Below are 21,867 nucleotides of genomic sequence, written 5' to 3' on the forward strand. Positions count from 1 at the left end.
GGGCCGGATCCGCGTCGGCGGATCCGGCCCCCTCTTGCTGTTAGTCCTTGGCGAGGACGAAGGACACCTTGGCCGTGCCCAGGCCGTCCAGCTCCGCCTCGACCAGGTAGGTGCCGGGCGCGGCGGTCTTGCTGCCGGTCGGCTTCGCGCAGTGGGCGGCGGTGCGCTTGCGGTCCCATTCCACGGTGCGCTTGGTCTCGCCGGAGGCGGGCACCTCGATCAGGGCGGTGGCGGTGCCCTCGGGGCAGTCGTCCGAGGCCCAGACGTGCTTGTTGTCCGCGTCCGTGATGGTCAGTGAGGCGGCCGCCCGGCCGAAGTCCACCGCGCAGGAGCTGTTCGAGGAGTTCTTCACGGTGATTTCGAACGTCGGCTTCTCATCCGGCTCGTACGTGTTCTTCACCTTCGCGTCCTTGACGCTGCGCACCGTCAGGTCGATGTCGCCGCGCTTGCACTCCGGCAGGCTCGACCCGACGGGCAGCCCCTGGCCGTCGCCCTCGCCGAGTCCGTCGCCGGTGCCGCCCGTACCGCCCGAGGTGCCGTCGTCCCCCGCGCCGCCGGACCCGGTGTCCGTGCCGCCGTCGCCGGAGTCAGAACCGGAACCGGAGCCGGAGCCGGAGCCGGAACCCGAGCCGGGACCCGTGCCGCCGGTGTCCGACTCGTCGCGCCCACCGGGGCGTTCGCTGTTCACCGGCCCGGAGGTGGTCGGTCCGGGGGTGATCGTACGCGCGGGTCCGCCGCCGCCCGGCCCCTTGCCCTCGTCGCTTCCGCCGCCGCCCGAACCACCCCAGCCGAAGGCCCAGATGACGAGCAGCACGATGACGGCGAGCAGGGCCAGCGCAACGGCCCTCCGCCGCCAGTAGATGGAGGAGGGAAGCGGCCCGATCGGATTGCGCAGAGATCCCACGCGGAAACTCTATGGGAGATCGACCCCACGACCCGCCAATAACCGCCGCCGGTCTCCCTACTTTTCTCATCATCCGACCGGATCGGCCACCTGGGCGACAACAGCACGGGCGGTTCCCGGCCGTCCACCGCGCGACCTCACCTGAATTGCACCGTTTCGCTCGGATCTGCCCCGGCTCGACCCGAACGCCCGCGCCCTCGGCCCCCATCGGGCGTTCCGCCGTGTCAGGATCGGATGTGATGACTGCCATTTCCGCCGCCCCGGCCGCCGCAACCCCGACCCCCGACGGTGCCGAGCTCCACCGGCCCGTCATCGACTGGTTCGACGCCCATGCCCGCGACCTCCCCTGGCGCCGCCCGGAGGCCGGAGCGTGGGGTGTGATGGTGAGCGAGTTCATGCTCCAGCAGACGCCGGTGAGCCGTGTGCTGCCGGTGTACGAGCAGTGGCTCGCCCGCTGGCCGCGCCCCGCCGACCTGGCCGCCGAGCCGCCCGGTGAGGCGGTCCGCGCCTGGGGGCGGCTCGGCTATCCGCGCCGCGCGCTGCGGCTGCACGGCGCGGCGGCGGCCATAAGGGAGCGGCACGGCGGTGACGTACCGGAGGACCATGCGCAGTTGCTCGCGCTGCCGGGGGTCGGCGAGTACACGGCGGCGGCCGTGGCCTCGTTCGCGTACGGCCAGCGCCACCCGGTGCTGGACACCAACGTCCGCCGGGTGTTCGCGCGGGCGGTCGGCGGCGTCCAGTACCCGCCGAACGCCACGACCGCCGCCGAGCGCAAGCTCGCCCGCGCCCTGCTGCCGGACGACGAGCGGACGGCGGCGCGCTGGGCGGCGGCCACGATGGAGCTGGGCGCCCTGGTCTGCACGGCCCGCACCCCCGACTGCGCGCGCTGCCCCATCGCGGCGTCCTGCGCCTGGCGCGGGGCCGGTTCGCCGGAGCACGACGGCCCGCCGCGGCGCGGCCAGAGTTACGCGGGGACGGACCGTCAGGTGCGGGGCAAGCTGCTGGCGGTGCTGCGGGAGGCCGTCGCGCCGGTGCCGCAGGCGGCGCTGGACCAGGTGTGGAACGAGCCGGTGCAGCGGGCCCGGGCGCTCGACGGACTGGTCTCCGACGGCCTCGTCGAACCGCTCGCGGGCGGCCTCTACCGGCTGCCGCTGACCTGATCCGCACCGCCCTTGCCGCACCCCGGTTTCACGGCCTCACCAGGCTTCCTGTGACAGAGCTGTGACACTCCCAGGACCCGGTTCTGACACTCCGTCGAACCGGGTTCCGCTGTTACACAACCTATGGGTAGCTGTGCGTTTGCCGACGTGCTGACGCACATGGCGCCGCAACAGCGCCTCCGTAGCGTCCTTCCCGTGCCGCCGAACGGCAGGCATTCAACGTGGGGAAGACAGCGGGATGGAGGGCTGCACGATGAACGGCAGCAGCGGCGAGGTTCTGGACTTCGAGGAGTACGTGCGCAACCGGCAGGACGCGCTGCTGCGCAGCGCCCGCCGGCTGATTCCGGACCCGATCGAGGCACAGGACCTGCTCCAGACCGCGCTCGTGCGCACCTACGGCCGCTGGGACGGGATAGCCGACAAGTCCCTCGCCGACGCGTATCTCCGCCGCGTCATGATCAACACCCGTACCGAGTGGTGGCGCGCCCGCAAGCTGGACGAGGTGCCCACCGAGCAGCTACCGGAGGCCAGCGTCGAGGACGGCACCGAGCAGCACGCCGACCGGGCCCTGCTGATGGACATACTCGGAGTGCTGGCTCCCAAGCAGCGCAGTGTCGTGGTGCTGCGACACTGGGAGCAGATGACGACGGAGGAGACGGCGGAGGCGCTCGGTATGTCGACCGGCACGGTCAAGAGCACGCTGCACCGGGCGCTCGCGCGGCTGCGGCAGGAGCTGGAGAGCCGCGAGCTGGATGCCCGCGCGCTCGGCCGCGAGCCGGCGGGCGAGCCCGCCGCCGCGAAGCCGCTCCGGGCGAGGAACCAGGTCCGGCGTGACCGCCAGGAGCGGGGGCAGGAACGGTGCGCGGCCTGATCAAGGCCACTCCTGGCAGGACTGCCATGATCACCGGCGGCGCGGTCGTGGGCCTCGCGGCAGCCGGGGGCTGGATGCTGGCCGGATGCAGCGCCGGCAGCCAGGGCGTGCGGACGGAGGGCCCCGCACGCACCCAGTGGACCTCGCCCTCCGCGCAGGACAAGGGCTCGTACGCGAGCGGTTCGACGACCAAGCCGCCCGCCGTGCAGAAGGCCGACGCGGTGCGGCTGATCAAGGAGGACCCGAAGGTCGGCCGGGACCTGAAGTCGCACCTCCAGCCGTGCACGGCGACGGCCGCGAAGGGACAGCCGGTCAAGGGCTACCCGGTGGAGGTGTCCCGGGGGAAGCTGACCGGCCCCGCCGCGTCCGATCTCGTCATCAACGTCACGAGCTGCGATGACGGCTTCGGCATCGGCTCGTATGTGTACCGCAAGGTGGGACAGCGGTACGAGAACGTCTTCACGGACGAGCAGCCGCCCGTCTACGCCGACGTCGTCAAGGGCGATCTGAGCGTCACCAAGCTCTCGTACGCCTCGGGGGACACCGTCTGCTGCCCCTCGCGCGAGGACGTCATCACCTACCGTTGGGCGGAAAGCAGGCAGGCGTTCACCGTGGTCCGGCACCGGCACACCGACTACAGCAAGAGCAGCCCCACGGACGACCCCGCCCCCAGCGCCGCCGCGAGGGACGGCGGCGAGGACGACGGAACGGAAGGCTGAACCGAGGCTGTGGCCGAAACCCATGTGCTCTTCGTCGAGGACGACGACGTCATCCGCGAGGCCACCCAGCTCGCCCTGGAGCGCGACGGCTTCCTGGTGACCGCCGCGCCCGACGGGCTGACCGGGCTGGAGCGGTTCCGTGCCGACCGGCCCGACATCGCCCTGCTCGACGTGATGGTTCCGGGCCTGGACGGGGTCAGCCTGTGCCGCCGGATCCGCGACGAGTCCACCGTGCCCGTGATCATGCTGTCGGCCCGCGCCGACTCGATCGACGTGGTGCTGGGCCTGGAGGCCGGGGCCGACGACTACGTCACCAAGCCCTTCGACGGCGCCGTGCTGGTCGCCCGCATCCGGGCCGTGCTGCGCCGCTTCGGCCACGCCAGCGGCCCCGGCGGCCGCGGCGGCGAACAGCCGGGACCCGAGGAGCCAGAGGGCGGGGTGCTGCGCTTCGGCGACCTGGAGGTGGACCCGGAGGGCATGGAGGTCCGCAAGGGCGGTGAGCAGGTCGCGCTGACGCCGACCGAGATGCGGCTGCTGCTGGAGTTCTCCGCCGCGCCCGGCACCGTGCTCTCCCGCGACCGGCTGCTGGAGCGGGTGTGGGAGTACGGCTGGGGCGGGGACACCCGGGTCGTGGACGTCCACGTCCAGCGGCTGCGCGGCAAGATAGGCCAGGACCGCATCGAGACGGTCCGCGGCTTCGGCTACAAGCTCAGGGGCTGAAGCAGGACCATGGTGAGACTCGCGCTCCGCTCCGGACTGCGCTGGAAGGTCAGCCTGGCGATCGCCGCGGTGAGCGCGCTGGTCGCGGTCGCGCTGAGCCTCGTCGTCCACAACGCGGCCCGGGTCTCGATGCTCGACAACAGCCGCACGGTGATGGACGAGCGGGTGAAGGTCGCCCAGAAGTGGTACGAGGAGTCCCGGGTGCTGGGCTTCGGCGCCAAGCTGGACGACCCGCGGCTGCCCGAGGACCTGCGGAAGTTCGCGGCCCGCGGGCAGCGCGCCACCTATCTGGAGGACTCCGGCACCGGCAGCCCCGAGGTGTGGGCGTCGGTGCCACTGCGCGACGGCAAGGTGCTGTCGGTCCACACCCGCTTCCAGGACCGCTTCGCCGTCCTGGACGACCTGGACCGGGTGCTGATCCTGGGCTCCGTCTCGGTGGTGCTGGGCGGGATCGCGCTCGGCGTGCTCATCGGCGACCAGCTCTCGCGGCGGCTGCGCAAGGCCGCCACCGCGGCCCGCAAGCTCGCCGAGGGCGACTCCGAGGTGCGGGTGCGCGACGCCATCGGCGGCCGGGTGCGCGACGAGACCGACGACCTGGCGCGCGCCGTCGACGGCATGGCCGAGGCGCTCCAGGAGCGGCTGGAGGCGGAGCGCCGGGTCACCGCCGACATCGCGCACGAGCTGCGCACCCCGGTCACCGGGCTGCTCACCGCCGCCGAGCTGCTGCCCCCGGGCCGCCCCACCGAGCTGGTGCGGGACCGGGCGCAGGCGATGCGCACGCTGGTCGAGGACGTGCTGGAGGTGGCCCGGCTGGACGGCTTCGCCGAGCGGGCCGAACTCCAGGAGATCGACCTCGCCGAGTTCATCACCCGCCGGGTGCGCGTGGTCTCCCCGGACGCCGTGGTCACGGTGGTGGCCCGGGACGCCCATGTCTCCACCGATCCGCGCCGGCTGGAACGCATACTCGGCAATCTGCTGGCCAACGCCGCCCGGCACGGCAAGCCGCCGTTCGAGGTCACCGTGGAGGGCCGGGTGCTGCGGGTCCGCGACCACGGGCCCGGCTTCCCGGAGTCGCTGCTGAAGGACGGGCCGAGCCGGTTCCGCACCGGCAGCAAGGACCGGGCGGGCAAGGGCCATGGGCTGGGCCTGACCATCGCCGCGGGCCAGGCCCGGGTGCTGGGCGCGCGGCTGACGTTCCGTAACGCGGACCCGGCGGTGGAGGGCGAGGACGGCGCGGTGGCGGTGCTCTGGCTGCCGGAGTCGGCGCCCACCAACACCGGCAGCTTCCCCGTCATCGAGGTCCCGGACTAGCCGGTGCAGCCGTCCCACGGCTGGTCGAAGTCCAGCTCGGCGCGCGGCTGGGTGAAGGAGAACCAGTTGCCCGAGTCGTCGCGGAGCAGCGCCTCCGTGCCGTACGGGCGCTCCTGGGGCTCCTGAATAAACTCCACGCCCTTCGCCTTGAGCGCCGCATAGTCCCCGTGGATGTCGTCGGTGGTGAGCACCCCGGCGCCGAGCACGCCCTTGGCGACCAGCTTCTTGATCGCCTCGGCCGACTCGGGGTCGAGCCCCGGAGCGCCGGGCACCATCAGGGTGAGCTGCACATCCGGCTGGTCCTTGGCACCGACGGTCAGCCAGCGCATGCCGCCTTCCGTGCCGATGCGCATGTCGGTCCTGACCTCGAAGCCAAGCTTCTCGGTGTAGAACTCCTTCGCCCGGTCCTGGTCGAGGACCCAGATGGTGACGATGGACATTCCCTTGATCATTTGCCGCCTCCGTGCATTTCACCGACATCGGGGTGGATACCGGGATGGATGGAACGCTTTCGCGCCATCGCCACGGTAGGCAGCGCGGGGGCGCTCGCGCTTCTCAAGAGTTGCGGTCCTCGGAATTGCGGCCCTCGGCCCCGTCCCCGGGCGGGGCGTCGATCCCGCCGTACCAGAGCATCGCGTAGCACCCCGGTATCAGCGCCGCGCCGTGGCCGACGTGCCGGTCCCGGTAGGCGCTGGGGGTCAGCCCGGTCTGCTTCTTGAAGCTCGTCGAGAAGGTGCCGAGGCTGCTGAATCCGACCAGCGTGCAGATCTCGGTGACCGAGAGATTGGCCGAGCGCAGCAGCTCCTCGGCCCGCTCGATCCGGCGGCGGCTCAGATACTGGCCGGGGGTCGAGCCGTAGACCGCTTTGAAGGCGCGGATGAAGTGGTAGCGCGAATACCCCGCGTGCGCGGCGACCGCGTCCAGGTCGAGCGGCTCGGCCCAGTCGCGGTCCATCGCGTCCTTGGCGAGGCGCAGGCGGCGCAGATGCGCCAGCCGCGCCTCGCCCGGCGTGGTCACCATGGCTCCGATGGTGGCACGCCCCACCGACACCGGGCCCCCCGCACGCCGGACGGCCCCGGCGGGGTGCCGGGGCCGTCCAGTGCGTCGGTCGGGGCGTCGTGGTTCAGACGGGTTCGGCCACCGGCGTCACATCGGCCGGGGTCTCGCCGTCGGCGGACTTGGGGGCGGCGCGCAGCGGGACCTCCTTGATGAACCAGGCCGCGAGGAAGCCGACGATGCTGATCACCGCGCCCCACAGGAACACCTGGTGCGCGCCGCTGGCCACGGCGTGGGTGTAGGCGTCCTTGATGGGCGGGGGCAGGTGCTTGATGCTCTCCGGGTCGAGCTGGGCGCTGCCGGAGGTGGCGGCCGCGGCCTTCGCGCCGCCCCGCTCGGCCATGGTGTCGTTCACCTGGTTGGTGAACAGGGCGCCGAGGATCGCGACGCCGAAGGAGCCGCCCAGGGTGCGGAAGAGGGTGGCGGAGGAGCTGCCGACGCCCATGTCCTTCATCTCGACGCTGTTCTGTGCGATCAGCATGGTCGTCTGCATGAGGAAGCCCATGCCCGCGCCGAGCACCGTCATGTAGATGCCGGAGGTGGTGCGGGTGGTCTCGGTGTCCATCTGCGCCAGCAGGAACATGCCCGTGGTGATCAGGATGCCACCGAGGATCGGGAAGATCTTGTACTTGCCGGTCTGGGTGGTGACCCGGCCCGCGACCAGCGAGACGACCATCATGCCGAGCAGCATCGGGAGCAGCAGCAGCCCGGAGTTGGTGGCGCTGGCGCCCTGGACGGTCTGCTGGAAGAGCGGCAGGAAGGTCATCGAGCCGAACATCACGAAACCGGTGAGGAAGCCGATGACCGTGACCAGCGAGAAGTTGCCGATCCGGAAGATGTGCAGCGGCAGGACGGGTTCGGCGACCCGCCTCTCGACGAACACGAACGCCACGAGCGCCGCGACGCCGACCGCGCCGAGCCCGAAGATCTGCGCCGAGTCCCAGGCGTACTCGTTGCCGCCCCAGGTGGTGAGCAGCACGAGCGCGGTGATGCCCACGGTCAGCAGGCCCGCGCCGGTGTAGTCGATCCGCCCCTCGTAACGCTTCTTGGGCAGGTGCAGCACCGCGCTGATCGCGAACAGGGCGATCGCACCGAGCGGGATGTTGATGTAGAAGATCCAGCGCCAGCCGAGGTGGTCGGTGAGGGTGCCGCCGACCAGCGGGCCACCGATCATGGCCACGGCCATCACACCGGCCATCATGCCCTGGTAGCGACCGCGCTCCCGCGGCGGCACCAGATCGCCGATGATCGCCATCACGCCGACCATCAGACCGCCCGCGCCCAGGCCCTGGAGGGCCCGGAAGCCGATCAGCTGACCCATCGTCTGGGCCATGCCGGACAGGGCCGAGCCGACGAGGAAGAGGGCGATGGAGGAGAGGAAGATGCCCTTGCGGCCGTACATGTCGCCGAGCTTGCCCCAGATGGGGGTCGAGGCGGCGGTCGCCAGGGTGTACGCGGTCACCACCCACGAGAGGTGCTCGAGCCCGCCCAGCTCACCGACGATGGTCGGCATCGCGGTGCCGACGATCATGTTGTCGAGCATCGCGAGCAGCATCGCGATCATGAGGGCCAGGATCACCACGCTGGTGCTGTGGGTCTTCGGCTCCTTGCCCTGCTTGCCCGGAGCGGGCCGGGCGGTGCCCTGTGCGGGCAGGGAAGCGGGTGGCGCTTCACCTTCTTGTTTCTTCTGGGACATGATCTCCACTCCCCCTGGTTACGACGAGCTCCGGTGACGCGCCACTTACTTGCCGCCCGGCTAGTTGAGTACAGTAGGAAAGGTAAGACGTCTACTAGCCGGGCGTCAAGTAAGTTTTGTTCGGCCTGCTCAGAGGGCTGGCCCCACCCCCACAGGAGAGCATCTTGGGCAGCACACCGCGCCGGGGCGACACCCGTCAGCGCATCCAGGACGTGGCCTTGGACCTCTTCGCCAAGCAGGGGTATGAGAAGACCTCCCTGCGCGAGATCGCCGAACAGCTCGACGTCACCAAGGCCGCGCTCTACTACCACTTCAAGACCAAGGAAGACATCGTCCTCAGCCTCTTCCGGGACCTGAGCGAGCCGCTCGACGAGCTGATCGCCTGGGGCGAGCGGCAGCCCCGCACCCTGGAGACCAAGCAGGAGCTGCTGCGCCGCTACAGCGCGGCCCTGACCGGAGTCGAACCGCTGCTGCGCTTCATGCAGGAGAACCAGGCGACGGTGCGCGAGCTGAGCATCGGCCAGTTCTTCAAGGACCGGATGATCGCGATGTCCGGCCTGATCCGCGACCCCGACGCCGGGCTGACCGACCAGGTCCGCTGCACGACGGCGCTCTTCAGCATCCACGCGAGCCTCTTCGCGATGCAGACGATCGAGGGCGACCCCGAGGAGAAGCGGCAAGCCGTCCTCGAAGTCGCCCTCGACCTTCTGGCCCAGGCACACGCGCCAGCGGAGCGCCTGGGCGACCGGTGACGCCCGAGGGAGACGGGGCGTCACCGGCCGGATTTCGACCCGGCGGTCAGACCTTGACGCCGTGCTCCCGCAGGAAGGTCAGCGGCCCCACGGCCGAGCCGTAGTTCGGCGTCGTACGGACCTCGAAGTGCAGGTGCGGGCCGGTCGAGTTGCCGGTGCTGCCGGACAGCCCGATCTGCTGGCCGGTGGTCACGCTCTGGCCTATCCGCACGTCGATCCGGGAGAGGTGCGCGTACTGCGTGTACGTGTCGTTGTCGTGCTTGATCACGATGGCGTTGCCGTACGCGGGGCCGTCACCGGCGCCGTTCGGGCCCGCCTTGACGACGACACCGGTGTGCACGGCCCGCACCGGGGTGCCGGAGGGCACCACGAAGTCCTGGCCGCTGTGGTTGTGCGACCACAGGTTGCCCGCCAGGCCGAAGGCGGCACCCAGGGCGTACTTGGCGACCGGGGTCTCCCAGACGTCGGCCTTCTTCTTGGCCTCGGCGACCTTCGCGGGGGTGCCGGCGGCCGCCGCGTCCGCGGCGAACGTCACGCCGGCGCCGAGCGCGAGCGAGGCGCCCACACCCACGGCGATCACGGCGGCGCGGGCCCGCGCGAGGGACGAATGCGAATGCGGATAACGACGGGTGGTGGCGCGCGGGGCCATAGGGGACTACCTCCGGGAATGCGTGAAGACGACGCCCCTTGTTATCCCGTTCGCGCGATATGGCCAAGATGCGCTTCTACTAAGCGGATGCGTAGTTCAGGCCCGCAGGGCACCCTTTTCCGTGCGGAATTCCACGCACTCTGACCTGCACATACGCTCAACAATCGGCCAATTCCTAATTCCCGTAGTAGGTCGCGGGTCCCCTGTGCCGCATATCACCTCGTCCCCGTTTCGCAGGGACTTTCGGGTGTCCGTTTCGGGACCAAAGTCCCGGCCCGCCGGTATGCTGTCCGGCCAGGAGCCACCACTACCGGGGGGAATGGGACGTGGATCCCGCAGTCATCGGCGCGCGCCTGGCGTCCAGCGCCGTCGCGCCGCTCGTCAAGAAGCTGTTCGTACAGGAGGGGCCGGGCGCCGGGCTGGTGGACCGGCCCGTCCGTATCTCGTCCCTCGTCTCCTTCCGGGGCGAGAAGAGCACGCTCGAGATCAACGACCTGCACAAGCTGGCCGCCGAACTCGTCGCCCGCGCCACCCAGCACGCGGGTCCCGGCGAACGGCCCTGCCCCGCCGACGAGGACGAAGTGGTCGCCATGCACCTGGCGACGACCCTGCACGCCTTGGGCGACCTCGACATGGACGACGTACAGGCGGTGGGGCTCGGCCACCGGGCCCTCGCCAACCGGCTCATCGAGACGGCCCTCGCCCAGGGCAGCAAGGGGTACCTCAGCCAGGCCGGAGCCGTGCTCTACCAGCGCCTCCTCGACACCGCCTGCCTGCACATCCTGCACTTCTTCACCCAGCGCTCGACCTTCGTCGCCCGCACCCTGGTCGAGCAGAGCAGTCAGCTCACCGAGCTGATCACCAAAATCGACATCCTGATCGAGCGGCTCCCGTCCCAGTCCGCGCAGGACGCCGCGTTCGAGCGCCGGTACGCCGACTACACCGTCAAGAAGCACGGCACGCTGACCATCGTCGGCATCGACCTCAGCCACTCCGAGGCCACCTGGCCCCTGGACGCCGCCTACCTCAGCCTGGAGGCCGTCTCCCAGGACGAACACACACACGGCCTCGACGGCGCCCCGCTCACCACCCTCCCCGCCGACCGGGCCCTCTCCGGCCACGAGCGCGTCCTGCTGCGCGGGGTCGCGGGCTCCGGCAAGACGACCCTCGTCCAGTGGCTCGCCGTCTCCGCCGCCCGGCAGGAACCGCCGCGCGGGCTGGAGCAGTTGATCGGCCGCGTGCCTTTCGTCCTCCCGCTGCGCACCATCGCCCGCCAGGACGGCCTGCCCTCCCCCGCCCGCTTCCTTGCCTCCGTCCACTGCCCCCTGGACGGCGCCCAGCCGGCCGGCTGGGCCGACCGCGTCCTCACCGCCGGGCGCGGGCTGCTGCTGATCGACGGCATCGACGAGATCCCCGAACGCGACCGGGAGCGCACCCGCGCCTGGCTGGCCGACCTGCTCCTCGCCTACCCCGGCAACCTGTGGCTCGTCACCTCCCGCCCCTCCGCCGTCGCCGACGACTGGCTCGCCGCCCAGGAGTTCAGCGAGTTCGCGCTGTCCCCCATGAGCCGCGACGACATGGCCGCCTTCATCGACCGCTGGCACGACGCGGCGCGCCGGACGTGTCGTACGGACGACGAGCGCACGGCTCTCGACGCGTACCAGGCCGCCCTCCACACGGCCGTCCGCACCAAGCAGGACCTCAGCCGACTCGCCACCAACCCCCTGATGTGCGGCCTCATCTGCGCCCTCCACCGCGCCCGCCGTGGGTACCTGCCGCCCGGCCGCAAGGCCCTGTACGACGCTGCGCTCTCCATGCTCCTCACCCGCCGCGACACCGAGCGCCACGTCTACGCGTCCGGCGACATCCAGTTGGAGGAGGAGCCGCAGATCCAGCTCCTCCAGCGGCTCGCCTACTACCTGATCCGCAACGGCGAGGCCGAACTCGACCGTGACCGGGCGGAGCGCATCGTCGCCGAGGCCCTGCCATCCGTCCCCACGGCCCAAGCCCTCGGCGATGCCCCTGCCATCCTGCGTCACCTCCTGCTGCGCAGCGGCCTCCTGCGCGAGCCTTCGGTGGGCACCGTCGAGTTCGTCCACCGCACCTTCCAGGACTACCTGGGCGCGAAGGCAGCGGTGGAGGCGTGGGACGTGGGCCTGCTGGTCAGCCACGCCGACGACACCCAATGGGAAGACGTGTTCCGCATGTCGGTCGCCCATGCCCGCCCGCGCGAGCGCGTCGAACTCCTCACCAAGCTGCTGGAGCGCGGCAGCGCGCAGGGCACGGCCCGGCTCCACCTCCTGGCGATGGCCTGCCTGGAGCATGCGGCCGACCTCGACCCCCAGGTGCGGGACGAGGTGAAGCGGCGCGCCGACGCAATCATCCCGCCCAGGGGCTCAAGCGCCGCCCGCGACCTCGCCAACGTGGGCCCGCTGGTTCTTCCCCTGCTCCCTGGGCCGGATGGGCTCTCGGACACCGAAGCGGAAGGATGCGTGATCACGGCGTCGATCGTCGGCACGGATGCCGCCATCCCCTACCTGCGCCAGTTCAGCACGCACCCATCCCTCCCCGTGCGCGCTCAACTCGCCGCGAGCTGGCAGCGCTTCGACACTATCCGCTACTTCACCGAGGTGATCTCCCGCCTCGCCCCGGACGACCTGTACTTCGTCGCCGAGTCGGTGGAACACCTGCGCATGCTCCAGGACACCGGGCCCCGCCCGATGCTGCTCCTGCGCGGCGACTTCAGGGAGGCCGACCTGTTCACCGCCCTCGACCGCAGCCCTCTCACCCACTTGCGGCTGGACGACAACGTCACCCTGTCCGACCTCCGTTGCCTTCGGCCCCTCATCCGGCTGCGCGTGCTCACCCTGACCAGGTGCCCCCATGTCGAAGACTTGGCCCCGCTGGCGGGCTTGCCGCTGACCACACTGGACCTCGCCTCGGGCCGAAACGGTACGTTCTTCGACAACCTGGAGCGGCTCACCACCCTGGACCACCTCAGGATGAACGCCGTCGACCGACAGGTCCCGCCACCGGGCTACTTCCTGCCCCAGCTCTCCCGGCTCACCCTCGTCTCCCACACCCGAGACCCGAGCCTGGACTGGGTGGTGGCATCCTTCCCCGGCCTCCGCCACCTCCGCATCGAGGCCCAGAAGACCGACGCCCACCCTGTCGACCTCGCCCCCCTGCGTGCCCTCGGCCATCTGGAGACGGTCACGCTGCGCGGCATACACGCCGTGGACGACGACGCGCTGCCGGGCGTCACCGTCCAGGCACAGCCGCTCCCCCAGCGCCGCGTCGGCGTGCCCGCCGAACCGGCCGAGCACTAGCTCCTCCGGAACCGCCGGGCGCGCTCGGCCCTCAGCAGGCGCTGGTAGTCGGTGAGCAGTCGCAGCAGTGCGAAGCCGGTGCCGAGGGGGACGGCGCCCATCACCAGTTGCGGTTGCTGCGGGTCCGCGAGGTCCGCCCGTATCTCGGGCAGCCGTACGCCATGCTCGGCGAGTTCGTCGCGGAGGATTTCGGCGACCCGCTCGGCGGGCGCGGGGCTCATGCGGCACTCTCGGGCGGGACGTTCAGCTCGAACCACACGGCCTTGCCCGTACCCTCGGACGGCTCGTCGATGGTCATGCCGACGACGTCCGACAGGGCCGTGACCAGGAACAGCCCGCGCCCGTTGGTCTCATCGCTGGCCGCGCGGCGGGGCGAGGGGAGGGCCGGGCCGTCGTCGTGAACCGTCACCCGCACCCGGGCGCGCTCAATCGTGGTGGCGAGCCGTACGTCGCCCTTGCCGTGGCGATGGACGTTGGTGACTAACTCCGACGTGCACATGGCCGCCGTGTCGGCGAGTTGATCCAGGCCGGAGGCGGCGAGGACGGCGCGTACGAAGTCGCGGCACAGGCGCGGGGCCGTGGGGAGGGCGGGGGCGGTGAGGGTGTAGTGGAGCGGAAGTTCGGCGTGTACGCCCATGCGGCGCCTCCGTGGCGTTCCGTGAATGGGTATTGCGCGGCACTCCTCAGCTCCGCTGCGTGACTGCCGCCACACATACGGTAGAGATTAGGGATGACAAGTTCAACCTTCTCGCGAGAATCAGTGGACCGGCTCACCCCCCAACGGCAGACTGTGTCCCACACCCTGAGGAGAGACCCCGTTGGCACTGCGAACCAGCCCCACCGAAAGACAGCGCCGACTGGGCGCCGAGCTTCGACGACTGCGCGAGCAAGCGGGGTTGACGTTGAACGAGGCCGGAGCGCTCATCGACATGGGCCGGGTGCACCTGACCCACATCGAGGGCGGCCGCACCGCGATCGCAACCGACCGACTGCGACGGCTCTGCGAGTCGTACGGGTGCACGAGTTCACCTCTCACCGAAGCACTCGTCAGCCTCTCGGAGGACAAGGGCAAGGGCTGGTGGAGCGCCTACAAGAAGGACATGCCCGCCGCAGCCCTCGACTTGGCTGAACTTGAGTCCCGGGCCACCAGCCTTCGTTCCTACGAGTCGCTGTTCATCCCCGGCCTCTTCCAGTCGGAGGATTACACCCGCGCCATGTTCCGAGTCAGCGATGTGGTGACGAATCCCGTGGACATCGACCGGGCGGTCGAGTTTCGGATGCGTCGGCAGGCAGCGCTCACCGCGGAAGACCCACCTGCGGTCCATGCCGTCATCCACGAGGCCGCGCTGCATATGCGGTTCGGCGGCTCTGCCGTGACACGCAAGCAGTTGCTGCGGCTCGTGGAACTGGCGGAACTGCCGCACGTGACGATTCAGGTCCTGCCGTTCACGGCGGACGGTGTTGCAGCGGTGAACACGCCCTTCTGCCTGGTCGCATCACATGGCGGGGTTCTGGAAACGCTTCAAATGGACCACGTCGGCCAGTCCACCCTCCGCCACGACCCGGACTCGATCGCCCAGTACCGAAGGCACTTCGACCGGCTTGGTTCCGTAGCCCTCCCGCCAGTGGACGGCAGTCCTTCCGCGATCAGCCATGACGTACGGGATTCGCTTGGCCTGATCCAACACATCCTCTACAGCCATTACTAGGAAGCGTGATCATGCCTGACCTCAAGTGGCGCAAGTCCTCCTACAGCACAGACGTCGGCGCCAACTGCGTGGAAGTGGCCACCGCCGCCGACGGCATACGCATGCGCGAGAGCGACGAGCCGCACGCGGTGATCCACACCAACCCGGCCGCGCTCCGCGCCTTCATACGGGCCGCCAAGGCGGGGCGCCTCGACCGCGCCGCCGGGCGGTAGACGCCGTACGGCGGGAGGGGGTGGGGTCGCAGGGGTGGGGTCCTGGACGCCACGTGTATTTGCGGCGCCAATCGCCCGACGTTCACTTCACGCTTCCGAGCAACGGCGCCGTAAATAGACGGTCCAGGGCCCTGCCCCGGAGGCCCCGCCCCCGCACCCACCACCGGACCCACCGCGCACCGCCCGAAAACCGGATGAGCGCCGGAAGGCGCACCCACTAGCGTCCCCGCCATGACGGACGACGACTGGCTGCGGCGCAACCGCGCGAACTGGGACGACCGGGTCCGGGTCCACGCCCGGAGCGACTTCTACGATCTGCCCGGGTTCCGCGGCGGCGCCTGCACGCTGCGCGGCTTCGAGCTGGACGAACTCGGGGACGTCAGCGGTAAGCGGCTCGTCCATCTCCAGTGCCATATGGGTCAGGACACGCTGTCCTGGGCGCGCCGCGGGGCGGCGCACGTCACCGGGCTGGACTTCTCCGAGGCGGCCATCCGCACCGCGCGCGGGCTGGCCGACGACCTTGGGCTCGCCAAGCAGGCGCGGTTCGTCACGGCGGATGTGTACAACGCGGCACAAGCGCTGGACGGCGAGCGGTTCGACGTCGTGTACACCGGGCTCGGCGCGCTGTGCTGGCTGCCCGACATCCCGCGCTGGGCGGACGTCGTGGCCGGGCTGCTGAACGACGGCGGGGTGCTGTACCTCGCGGAGTTCCATCCGTTCACCGACACCCTGGGTGACGACGGGAAGAGCGTCGAGGTGGACTACTTCGACGATCAGGGCACGACGTGGGACGAGCCGCACACGTACACCGACGGGCCGCCGCTCGCCCACACCGTCTCCGTGCAGTGGCAGCACCCGCTGGGGGACGTGGTGACGGCCCTCGCACAGGCGGGGCTGCGGATCGAGTTCCTGCACGAGCACGACACCACGCTGTTCCAGCGCTATCCGGTGCTGGAGCGCACCGGGCCCGCCGAGCAGCCCGTCTTCCGTTTCCCCGAGGGGCATCCTCGGCTGCCGCTGATGTATTCGGTGCGCGCGACCAAGTGGTGAGGCTACGGGTGCTCACACCCGAGGACTGGCCGCTGTGGCGGGACGTACGGCTCGCCGCGCTGACCGACGCGCCGCACGCGTTCAAGACCACGCTCGCCGACTGGCACCGGGGCGGGGAGGAACGGTGGCGGGCCCGCCTGGAGATGCCGGGCGCGTTCCACGTCGTCGCCCTCCGGGACGGCCGGGCCGTCGGCGTGGCGGGCGGGGTGCCCGGCGAGGGCGGGGTGCGGGAGCTGCGGTCGGTGTGGGTCGGCCCCGAGGCGCGGGGCCACGGGGTCGGCGACCGGCTGATCGGGGCGGTCGAGGGGTGGGCGCGCCGTTCGGGCGGTACGACGCTGACGCTCGGCGTGCTCCCGGGCAACGACGCGGCCATCGCCCTCTACCGGCGCAACGGGTTCGTGTATCTGTCGTCCGACGGCGCGACCGGGGAGCAGGTCATGGTCAAGGCGCTTCACCGGGCTGGGGGCGGACCGTGAGGATCTGCTGGGCGTGACCCACGGGTCCGTCGAGGTCGTGCAGGACGGTGCTGGTGATGCCCTGGCCGGTCGGGCCGAAGGCGACGCTGGTGTCCAGTCCGGTCCAGCGGCCCTCGGGCTGCCGGTGGAGGTGGAGGGTCAGGTCCACGTTGGGGAACATCCAGGCGGTGGGCGGCTGGCGGACGGCGATGCCGTTGGCGGTGTCGACCAGGGCGACGTAGGACGCCAGCGGGCTCGCCGTCTCTCCGGCGACGAGGTCCACCCCGGTGGAGACCCAGACGGTGGCGCGGCCCGGCTGCGGCGGGGCGAGCGGCCGGGTGTCCAGGGTGGCGATGTACCCGCCGGGCCAGACGGTGGACATGTCCCACGGCGCGAGCGCGTCGGGCGGGGTGAGACGGTCATGGCCACCGCCCGCAACGGCGCCGGTGTCCAGGGTCGTCAGAAGCCAGGCGCGGGCCCGGACCACCGCGCGGTCCGCTATGAGCACGGTGGCTTCGAGGAGTTCGATGGTGCGGCCGGGCCGGAGGGTCTCCACCCGGATCTCGCACTCGTCGAGGGCGAGGCGTCCGAGGATGTCGAAGCTGATGCGGCTCAGGACCATCCCGGTCTCCGGGCGCCCGGCCAGGTGGCGGTCGATGGCGTGCACGATCAGGCCGCCGAGCGGGCTGAAGTGCTGTTCGTCGGAGGCCCATGCGCCGCCGACGTGGCCGGTGGGCTTGTAGCGGTGTTCGGCGGTGCGCTCGAAATAGCTGTCCAACGGGTCTCTCCTTGGCAGGTGTTGACGACACCACCGTAAGAGCGAGGGAGAATCTTCCCCATGGATGACGTGGACCGGAAAATCCTTGCCGAACTCCAGAAGGACGGGCGCCTCACCGTCACGGAACTTGCCGAGCGCGTACGCCTCAGCCTCTCGCCCTGCCACCGGCGGCTACGTGCCCTGGAGCGCTCCGGCGCGATCAGCGGCTATCGCGCGCACCTCGACGCGCACACCCTCGGCCTCACCTTCGACGCCCTCGTCTTCATCACGATGCACGACGCGTCCCGGGACACCGTCGCCGCCTTCGAGCAGGCCGTCGCCGCCATCCCCAACGTCCTCCAGGCGCAGCGGCTCTTCGGCGACCCCGACTATCTGCTGCGCGTCGTCACCCGCGACCTGCCCGCCTTTCAGGAGCTGTACGACGACCGCCTCGCCACGCTCCCCGGTGTGCAGCGGCTCAGCTCCACCCTCGTCATGAAGGACGTCGTCGTGGACCGCCCGCTGCCGCTGTGAGCCGCGGCGGCTGGTGGCGCGACGGCTGGCGCCGGGGCGGCTGGTGCACACAGGTGCGCACCTCGGTGGAGGCGATCACGGTGTCGAGCCGGTCGCGGGCCTCGGCCAGCTCGCCCATCTGACGTTCGATACGGTCGCGCTCGGCGAGCAGCAGTTCCAGCATCGCCGGGGTCGCCTCACCGGTGTCGACGCACGGCATCAGCTGCACGATGGTCCGGCTCGACAGCCCCGCCGCGTACAGCTGCTGGATCAGGTGGACGCGGTCGACCGCGCTCTCGGGGTAGTGCCGCTGGCCGCTGGCGCTGCGCGCCGGGTGCAGCAGGTGCTGCTCCTCGTAGTAGCGCAGCGCCCGTACGCTCACTCCTGCCTGCGCGGCGAGTTCACCGATGCGCACTCAGGTCTCCTCCCTGCGATATTTGCCCCTGACGTCAACGTCAGGTTTTAGCTTAGCTCCGCGAAACAACATCCTGCTTCGAGGAGCATTCACGTGCCTGCCAGCAGCGCTGCCGCCGACCGCGCGGCTCAGATCCTGTCCCGCCCGTTCACCCTGGGCGGGCTCACCGTGCCGAACCGGATCGCCATGGCGCCCATGACGCGCCAGTTCTCGCCGGACGGCGTCCCCGGTGCCGATGTGGCGCAGTACTACGCGCGCCGGGCGGCCGGTGGTGTCGGGCTGGTCATCACCGAGGGTACGTACGTCGGCCACGACTCGGCGGGGGACAGCGTCCGGGTGCCGCGCTTCCACGGCGAGGACGCCCTGGCGGGCTGGAAGAACGTGGTGGCGGAGGTGCACCAGGCCGGCGGCCGGATCATGCCGCAGCTCTGGCACGTCGGGGTGACGCGCGCCGAGGGCTCGGGCCCGGTCCCCGACGCCCCGACGGTCGGCCCGTCGGGCATCGGCCTTGACGGCAACCCCGCGGGCCGGGCCATGACCCAGGACGACCTGGACGCGGTGATCGCCGCCTTCGCCGACGCCGCGGCGGCCGCCGAGCGGACCGGCTTCGACGGCATCGAACTGCACGGCGCCCATGGCTATCTGATCGACGAGTTCCTGTGGGAGCGCACCAACCAGCGCACCGACGGCTACGGCGGCGACCCGGTCGCCCGTACCCGCTTCGCCGCCGAGATCGTGGCCGCGTGCCGCAAGGCCGTCTCCGCGGACTTCCCGATCGTCTTCCGCACCTCGCAGTGGAAGGCGACCAACTACGAAGCCCGGCTCGCCGGGACCCCGCAGGAGCTGGAGGCGATCCTCACCCCGCTCGCGGAGGCCGGGGTGGACGCCTTCCACTCCTCCACCCGCCGCTACTGGCTGCCGGAGTTCGAGGGCTCGGATCTGAACCTGGCGGGCTGGACCAAGAAGGTCACCGGCAAGGCCACCATCAGCGTCGGCTCCGTCGGCCTCGACAAGCAGTTCGACCCCTCGGCGTTCCAGAGCGGGACCACGGTCGGAGTGGCGGGCAACATCGAGAACCTGCTGGACCGGCTGGAGCGGGACGAGTTCGACCTCATCGCCATCGGCCGCGCCCTGATCGCCGACCCGGAGTGGGCCCGCAAGGTGCTCAGCGGGGACACGGAGGCGCTCATCCCGTTCGCCGCCGATCAGCTCCAGACCCTGCACTGAGCCCGGCCGGGTCACCGTTCAGCCCAATCACAATGGCCCGCTTTCTCACCCGCTGCGACGATTGACCCGATTGGCGCCACCTTGACGGCGTCCCGGAGCAGGCAGGGAGAGCGGGTCATGTCGAAGCGGCTGCATGTGGGCAATCTGAGCTACCAGACCACGAAGGACGACCTGGAGAAGCTGTTCGCGCCGTTCGGGGCGGTGATGGACGCGACCGTCATCACCGACCGGGACACCGGGCGCTCGCGGGGGTTCGGGTTCGTGGAAATGGCGGACATGGACGCCGAGAAGGCCATGGCCCAGCTGGATGGACAGGAGATGAACGGGCGGTGCGTCACCGTCACCGAGGCACGGGCGGTTTCGCGCGGCGGACGGTGACGGGGTGCGGGGACGGTGACCGGACGGCACGGCGGATCCCGTTGCGTGAGCGTGCCGTTCGCCACGTATCGCCGCTAGGACTTGCGGGTGGAGCAGTGTGGCGTGGTGGTATTGGCTGATGCGATCCCCCACACGCATATCTTCACCTCGTCCCCACAATTCTCACCGCGAGTCGTACTCCGACGACTCGCGCGGCGCCGCGCGCCGCGACGCGGAGAACGCCGCGCACCGCCACGCGGACGACGCCGCCGCGCAGCACGAGGCTCGGCACGACGCGGACCGCGACGCGCCGAGCGCCCCGTACAGCAATCCGTACGAGGAACTCGCCGAGCTGGCCGATCCGTACGACCCGGACGACCCGCTCGGCCTCGGGCTGAAGCCGGATGACGACGACACCTCCGACCTCGGCAGCGCCGGCGGCAAGGACGGCGTGAACGGGGAGGAGGGCGAGCCGTGGTCGCCGCCCGACCACGGCCGCTCCCGGCGCGGCCGGCGGCGCGGCCGCGGGCGCTTCAAGGCGGTGCCGCTCACCGCGAAGGCGGTCATCGGGGTGCTGGTGCTCGCGGCGCTGGCGGTGCTGGCCGACCGGTGCGCCGTGATGTACGTGGAGCGCAAGGCGGAGGCCGCGCTCCAGAAGAAGCTCAAGCTGGCCACCGCCCCCAACGTGACCATCCACGGCTTCCCGTTCCTCACCCAGGTGGTGGACAAGAAGCTGACGCAGGTCGACGTGGCGGTGCCCGACGTGGCGGCCGACCGCGTCTCGCTCGCCGAGGTGAACGTCCAGGCCCAGGACATCCGGCTGAACGCCGACCTGCCCACCTCCATCAAGGGCGCCGTGGTGGACCGCATGAAGGGCGACGTCCTGCTGGCCTTCGAGGACCTCGACCGGGAACTGGGCGCCTCCCAGGTGCGGTTCCGGGCCTTCGGCCCCAACTCGGTGCGCGCGGACGGCAAGCTGCCGGTGGCCGGGCAGAACGTGTCGCTGCACGCGATGGCCCACATACAGCGCCAGGGAGACCGGGGGATCTCCACCGAGGTGACGGGCATGCGGCTGGAGATCCCCGGGATCGCCACCTACCGGCCGGGCAAGAACGCCGGGCTGCGGCTGCACCCCAAGGCGGCCAAGCAGATCAGCGAGGACACCGCGAAGGCGCGGGCGCTGCTGGAGGTGCCGTCGGTGGCGGAGCGACTGGGGATCGCTCCCGAACCGGCCGGGCGGGCGCGTCAGGACGACAAGCAGCTGGACAAGATCACCGGGTCGCCGTCGTTCGTGCCCGCGCTGACGAAGGTCAACCTCGTCGACGTGACGAACGAGCACCCCGAGCTGGTCAAGAAGCTCGGCATCGACCCGACGGTGGCCGCCGCGCTGACCAAGTACAAGCTGCCGGAGCTGTCGGAGAAGCTGTCGCTCTCCTTCCAGCTGCCGGAGAAGGCCAAGGACATCAAGATTCAGAACATCGGTGTGGAGCCGGATGGGATCGTGGCCGACCTCACCGGTACCCGGATGGGCTTCGGAAAGCGGCCGTAATCCTCCGTATGCTGCGGAGATAAGGATTCTCACATAGCGCGGTGACCTCTCGAAGGGGCCGGTGGCATCCCGCCACCGGCCCCTTCGTCATGCCTGGACGCCTGGACGCAGACGGGTCCGCGGCGGTTCCCGCGATCGCCTGAGAAATCCGTCAGACGGCTCTGGGCAAACACACAGCCGAGTCCGAACTCACTCACGGATAGCCCTCCTAATGTTTTCCGTGTCGAAGCCGAACGGCCCAGACAAAAGAAAAAGCATTTCCGTCATAGCGAGAGGAAAAACCTCATGAGCTTCAAGAAGATCGCCCCGGTCAAGCCCGCCCGCAAGCCCGCCCCGGCGAAGAAGAAGCACCCGAAGCCGGCCCCGAAGGCCCCGCAGCAGCGCCAGCCCCGTCGCCCCATCGGTGGCTGACCCACCCCCTGAAAGGCGGGCCCGTGGCAATCACGCCACGGGCCC

Annotated in this window: 25 protein-coding genes; 16 read left to right on the forward strand and 9 right to left on the reverse strand. The window is 70.7% G+C overall.

Annotated features, from left to right (window positions below):
* Positions 1–40: 40 nt before the first annotated feature.
* The gene (locus tag EEJ42_RS17260) at positions 41–904 is read right to left on the reverse strand and encodes a hypothetical protein (protein WP_123100810.1); all 864 of its coding nucleotides are present in this window, start codon (positions 902–904) and stop codon (positions 41–43) included.
* A 239-nt stretch (positions 905–1,143) separates the two neighbouring features.
* On the opposite strand from EEJ42_RS17260, the gene EEJ42_RS17265 reads away from it, so the two are divergent.
* The 5 genes from EEJ42_RS17265 (at position 1,144) to cseC (ending at position 5,685) form a co-directional block, all read left to right on the forward strand.
* Complete coding sequence (locus tag EEJ42_RS17265) at positions 1,144–2,064, forward strand: HhH-GPD family protein (RefSeq protein WP_123100811.1); 921 nt, start codon at positions 1,144–1,146, stop codon at positions 2,062–2,064.
* 253 nt (positions 2,065–2,317) lie between these two features.
* Entirely contained in the window at positions 2,318–2,935 is a 618-nt protein-coding gene (locus tag EEJ42_RS17270; protein WP_123100825.1) for a SigE family RNA polymerase sigma factor, read from the forward strand.
* A complete protein-coding gene (locus EEJ42_RS17275) occupies positions 2,923–3,654 on the forward strand; it encodes a hypothetical protein (protein ID WP_123100812.1) in 732 nt (243 codons plus the stop codon). Before EEJ42_RS17270 ends, EEJ42_RS17275 begins: the two co-directional genes overlap by 13 nt.
* Positions 3,655–3,663: 9 nt before the next feature.
* The gene (gene cseB, locus EEJ42_RS17280; protein ID WP_009716065.1) at positions 3,664–4,374 is read left to right on the forward strand and encodes a two-component system response regulator CseB; all 711 of its coding nucleotides are present in this window, start codon (positions 3,664–3,666) and stop codon (positions 4,372–4,374) included.
* Positions 4,375–4,383: 9 nt separating this feature from the next.
* Positions 4,384–5,685 carry a two-component system sensor histidine kinase CseC gene (gene cseC / locus EEJ42_RS17285; RefSeq protein WP_123100813.1) on the forward strand — a complete coding sequence of 434 codons (1,302 nt, stop codon included), beginning with the start codon at positions 4,384–4,386 and terminating at the stop codon, positions 5,683–5,685.
* Here cseC and EEJ42_RS17290 read toward each other — a convergent pair.
* The 3 genes from EEJ42_RS17290 to EEJ42_RS17300 form a co-directional block, all read right to left on the reverse strand.
* On the reverse strand, positions 5,682–6,137 hold the full coding sequence (locus tag EEJ42_RS17290) for a VOC family protein (RefSeq protein WP_123100814.1): 456 nt from the start codon (positions 6,135–6,137) through the stop codon (positions 5,682–5,684). The two genes, cseC and EEJ42_RS17290, sit on opposite strands and share 4 nt — an antisense overlap.
* Before the next feature lie 103 nt (positions 6,138–6,240).
* Positions 6,241–6,705 carry a helix-turn-helix transcriptional regulator gene (locus EEJ42_RS17295; protein ID WP_123100815.1) on the reverse strand — a complete coding sequence of 155 codons (465 nt, stop codon included), beginning with the start codon at positions 6,703–6,705 and terminating at the stop codon, positions 6,241–6,243.
* Positions 6,706–6,808: 103 nt separating this feature from the next.
* Positions 6,809–8,437 carry an MDR family MFS transporter gene (locus tag EEJ42_RS17300; RefSeq protein WP_281291463.1) on the reverse strand — a complete coding sequence of 543 codons (1,629 nt, stop codon included), beginning with the start codon at positions 8,435–8,437 and terminating at the stop codon, positions 6,809–6,811.
* Between the two features lie 164 nt (positions 8,438–8,601).
* Between EEJ42_RS17300 and EEJ42_RS17305 the strand changes: the two genes are divergently transcribed.
* Entirely contained in the window at positions 8,602–9,189 is a 588-nt protein-coding gene (locus tag EEJ42_RS17305) for a TetR/AcrR family transcriptional regulator (protein WP_123100816.1), read from the forward strand.
* A 46-nt stretch (positions 9,190–9,235) separates the two neighbouring features.
* On the opposite strand, the gene EEJ42_RS17310 is transcribed toward EEJ42_RS17305, so the two are convergent.
* Positions 9,236–9,838 carry a M23 family metallopeptidase gene (locus EEJ42_RS17310; protein ID WP_123100817.1) on the reverse strand — a complete coding sequence of 201 codons (603 nt, stop codon included), beginning with the start codon at positions 9,836–9,838 and terminating at the stop codon, positions 9,236–9,238.
* 326 nt (positions 9,839–10,164) lie between these two features.
* Here EEJ42_RS17310 and EEJ42_RS17315 point away from each other — a divergent pair, with 326 nt between their 5' ends.
* The gene (locus tag EEJ42_RS17315) at positions 10,165–13,167 is read left to right on the forward strand and encodes an NACHT domain-containing protein (RefSeq protein ID WP_123100818.1); all 3,003 of its coding nucleotides are present in this window, start codon (positions 10,165–10,167) and stop codon (positions 13,165–13,167) included.
* Here EEJ42_RS17315 and EEJ42_RS17320 read toward each other — a convergent pair.
* The gene (locus tag EEJ42_RS17320) at positions 13,164–13,388 is read right to left on the reverse strand and encodes a hypothetical protein (RefSeq protein WP_123100819.1); all 225 of its coding nucleotides are present in this window, start codon (positions 13,386–13,388) and stop codon (positions 13,164–13,166) included. The two genes, EEJ42_RS17315 and EEJ42_RS17320, sit on opposite strands and share 4 nt — an antisense overlap.
* Positions 13,385–13,804 carry an ATP-binding protein gene (locus EEJ42_RS17325; protein ID WP_123100820.1) on the reverse strand — a complete coding sequence of 140 codons (420 nt, stop codon included), beginning with the start codon at positions 13,802–13,804 and terminating at the stop codon, positions 13,385–13,387. Before EEJ42_RS17325 ends, EEJ42_RS17320 begins: the two co-directional genes overlap by 4 nt.
* 181 nt (positions 13,805–13,985) lie before the next feature.
* On the opposite strand from EEJ42_RS17325, the gene EEJ42_RS17330 reads away from it, so the two are divergent.
* From EEJ42_RS17330 to EEJ42_RS17345, 4 genes are all read left to right on the forward strand, one after another.
* Positions 13,986–14,876 (forward strand): helix-turn-helix domain-containing protein, encoded by an 891-nt coding sequence (locus EEJ42_RS17330; RefSeq protein ID WP_123100821.1) that lies wholly within the window; start codon positions 13,986–13,988, stop codon positions 14,874–14,876.
* A gap of 11 nt (positions 14,877–14,887) precedes the next feature.
* The gene (locus EEJ42_RS17335) at positions 14,888–15,088 is read left to right on the forward strand and encodes a DUF397 domain-containing protein (RefSeq protein WP_123100827.1); all 201 of its coding nucleotides are present in this window, start codon (positions 14,888–14,890) and stop codon (positions 15,086–15,088) included.
* 231 nt (positions 15,089–15,319) lie between these two features.
* Positions 15,320–16,138 (forward strand): class I SAM-dependent methyltransferase, encoded by an 819-nt coding sequence (locus tag EEJ42_RS17340; RefSeq protein WP_123100822.1) that lies wholly within the window; start codon positions 15,320–15,322, stop codon positions 16,136–16,138.
* Positions 16,132–16,614 carry a GNAT family N-acetyltransferase gene (locus EEJ42_RS17345; protein WP_246096822.1) on the forward strand — a complete coding sequence of 161 codons (483 nt, stop codon included), beginning with the start codon at positions 16,132–16,134 and terminating at the stop codon, positions 16,612–16,614. Before EEJ42_RS17340 ends, EEJ42_RS17345 begins: the two co-directional genes overlap by 7 nt.
* On the opposite strand, the gene EEJ42_RS17350 is transcribed toward EEJ42_RS17345, so the two are convergent.
* Positions 16,580–17,371, reverse strand: a complete 792-nt coding sequence (locus tag EEJ42_RS17350; protein ID WP_425472921.1) for a thioesterase family protein — start codon at positions 17,369–17,371, stop codon at positions 16,580–16,582. The genes EEJ42_RS17345 and EEJ42_RS17350 overlap by 35 nt on opposite strands.
* Positions 17,372–17,431: 60 nt before the next feature.
* Here EEJ42_RS17350 and EEJ42_RS17355 point away from each other — a divergent pair, with 60 nt between their 5' ends.
* Positions 17,432–17,884 carry an Lrp/AsnC family transcriptional regulator gene (locus EEJ42_RS17355; RefSeq protein ID WP_063736770.1) on the forward strand — a complete coding sequence of 151 codons (453 nt, stop codon included), beginning with the start codon at positions 17,432–17,434 and terminating at the stop codon, positions 17,882–17,884.
* On the opposite strand, the gene EEJ42_RS17360 is transcribed toward EEJ42_RS17355, so the two are convergent.
* Complete coding sequence (locus EEJ42_RS17360) at positions 17,844–18,278, reverse strand: MerR family transcriptional regulator (RefSeq protein WP_123100823.1); 435 nt, start codon at positions 18,276–18,278, stop codon at positions 17,844–17,846. The two genes, EEJ42_RS17355 and EEJ42_RS17360, sit on opposite strands and share 41 nt — an antisense overlap.
* Before the next feature lie 93 nt (positions 18,279–18,371).
* On the opposite strand from EEJ42_RS17360, the gene EEJ42_RS17365 reads away from it, so the two are divergent.
* From EEJ42_RS17365 to EEJ42_RS53855, 4 genes are all read left to right on the forward strand, one after another.
* Positions 18,372–19,505: an NADH:flavin oxidoreductase gene (locus EEJ42_RS17365; protein WP_123100824.1), complete on the forward strand. Its 1,134-nt coding sequence runs from the start codon at positions 18,372–18,374 to the stop codon at positions 19,503–19,505.
* Positions 19,506–19,622: 117 nt separating this feature from the next.
* On the forward strand, positions 19,623–19,883 hold the full coding sequence (locus tag EEJ42_RS17370) for an RNA recognition motif domain-containing protein (protein ID WP_009716086.1): 261 nt from the start codon (positions 19,623–19,625) through the stop codon (positions 19,881–19,883).
* A 118-nt stretch (positions 19,884–20,001) separates the two neighbouring features.
* A complete protein-coding gene (locus EEJ42_RS17375) occupies positions 20,002–21,411 on the forward strand; it encodes an LmeA family phospholipid-binding protein (RefSeq protein WP_246096823.1) in 1,410 nt (469 codons plus the stop codon).
* Between the two features lie 285 nt (positions 21,412–21,696).
* Complete coding sequence (locus tag EEJ42_RS53855) at positions 21,697–21,822, forward strand: hypothetical protein (protein ID WP_257232042.1); 126 nt, start codon at positions 21,697–21,699, stop codon at positions 21,820–21,822.
* The last annotated feature ends 45 nt before the right edge of the window (positions 21,823–21,867 follow it).

The sequence above is a fragment of the Streptomyces botrytidirepellens genome, assembly GCF_003721215.1.
GTDB lineage: Bacteria > Actinomycetota > Actinomycetes > Streptomycetales > Streptomycetaceae > Streptomyces > Streptomyces himastatinicus.

What these genes read in the sequence shown, in the direction of transcription:
- EEJ42_RS53855 (WP_257232042.1), top strand. Translation starts at nt 21,697, where the DNA reads ATGAGCTTCAAGAAGATCGCCCCGGTCAAGCCCGCCCGCAAGCCCGCC.
- EEJ42_RS17340 (WP_123100822.1), top strand. Translation starts at nt 15,320, where the DNA reads ATGACGGACGACGACTGGCTGCGGCGCAACCGCGCGAACTGGGACGAC.
- EEJ42_RS17270 (WP_123100825.1), top strand. Translation starts at nt 2,318, where the DNA reads ATGAACGGCAGCAGCGGCGAGGTTCTGGACTTCGAGGAGTACGTGCGC.
- EEJ42_RS17300 (WP_281291463.1), bottom strand. Translation starts at nt 8,437, where the DNA reads ATGTCCCAGAAGAAACAAGAAGGTGAAGCGCCACCCGCTTCCCTGCCC.
- EEJ42_RS17355 (WP_063736770.1), top strand. Translation starts at nt 17,432, where the DNA reads ATGGATGACGTGGACCGGAAAATCCTTGCCGAACTCCAGAAGGACGGG.
- EEJ42_RS17295 (WP_123100815.1), bottom strand. Translation starts at nt 6,705, where the DNA reads ATGGTGACCACGCCGGGCGAGGCGCGGCTGGCGCATCTGCGCCGCCTG.
- EEJ42_RS17310 (WP_123100817.1), bottom strand. Translation starts at nt 9,838, where the DNA reads ATGGCCCCGCGCGCCACCACCCGTCGTTATCCGCATTCGCATTCGTCC.
- EEJ42_RS17290 (WP_123100814.1), bottom strand. Translation starts at nt 6,137, where the DNA reads ATGATCAAGGGAATGTCCATCGTCACCATCTGGGTCCTCGACCAGGAC.
- cseC (WP_123100813.1), top strand. Translation starts at nt 4,384, where the DNA reads ATGGTGAGACTCGCGCTCCGCTCCGGACTGCGCTGGAAGGTCAGCCTG.
- EEJ42_RS17325 (WP_123100820.1), bottom strand. Translation starts at nt 13,804, where the DNA reads ATGGGCGTACACGCCGAACTTCCGCTCCACTACACCCTCACCGCCCCC.
- EEJ42_RS17265 (WP_123100811.1), top strand. Translation starts at nt 1,144, where the DNA reads ATGACTGCCATTTCCGCCGCCCCGGCCGCCGCAACCCCGACCCCCGAC.
- EEJ42_RS17370 (WP_009716086.1), top strand. Translation starts at nt 19,623, where the DNA reads ATGTCGAAGCGGCTGCATGTGGGCAATCTGAGCTACCAGACCACGAAG.
- EEJ42_RS17320 (WP_123100819.1), bottom strand. Translation starts at nt 13,388, where the DNA reads ATGAGCCCCGCGCCCGCCGAGCGGGTCGCCGAAATCCTCCGCGACGAA.
- EEJ42_RS17335 (WP_123100827.1), top strand. Translation starts at nt 14,888, where the DNA reads ATGCCTGACCTCAAGTGGCGCAAGTCCTCCTACAGCACAGACGTCGGC.
- EEJ42_RS17375 (WP_246096823.1), top strand. Translation starts at nt 20,002, where the DNA reads ATGCGATCCCCCACACGCATATCTTCACCTCGTCCCCACAATTCTCAC.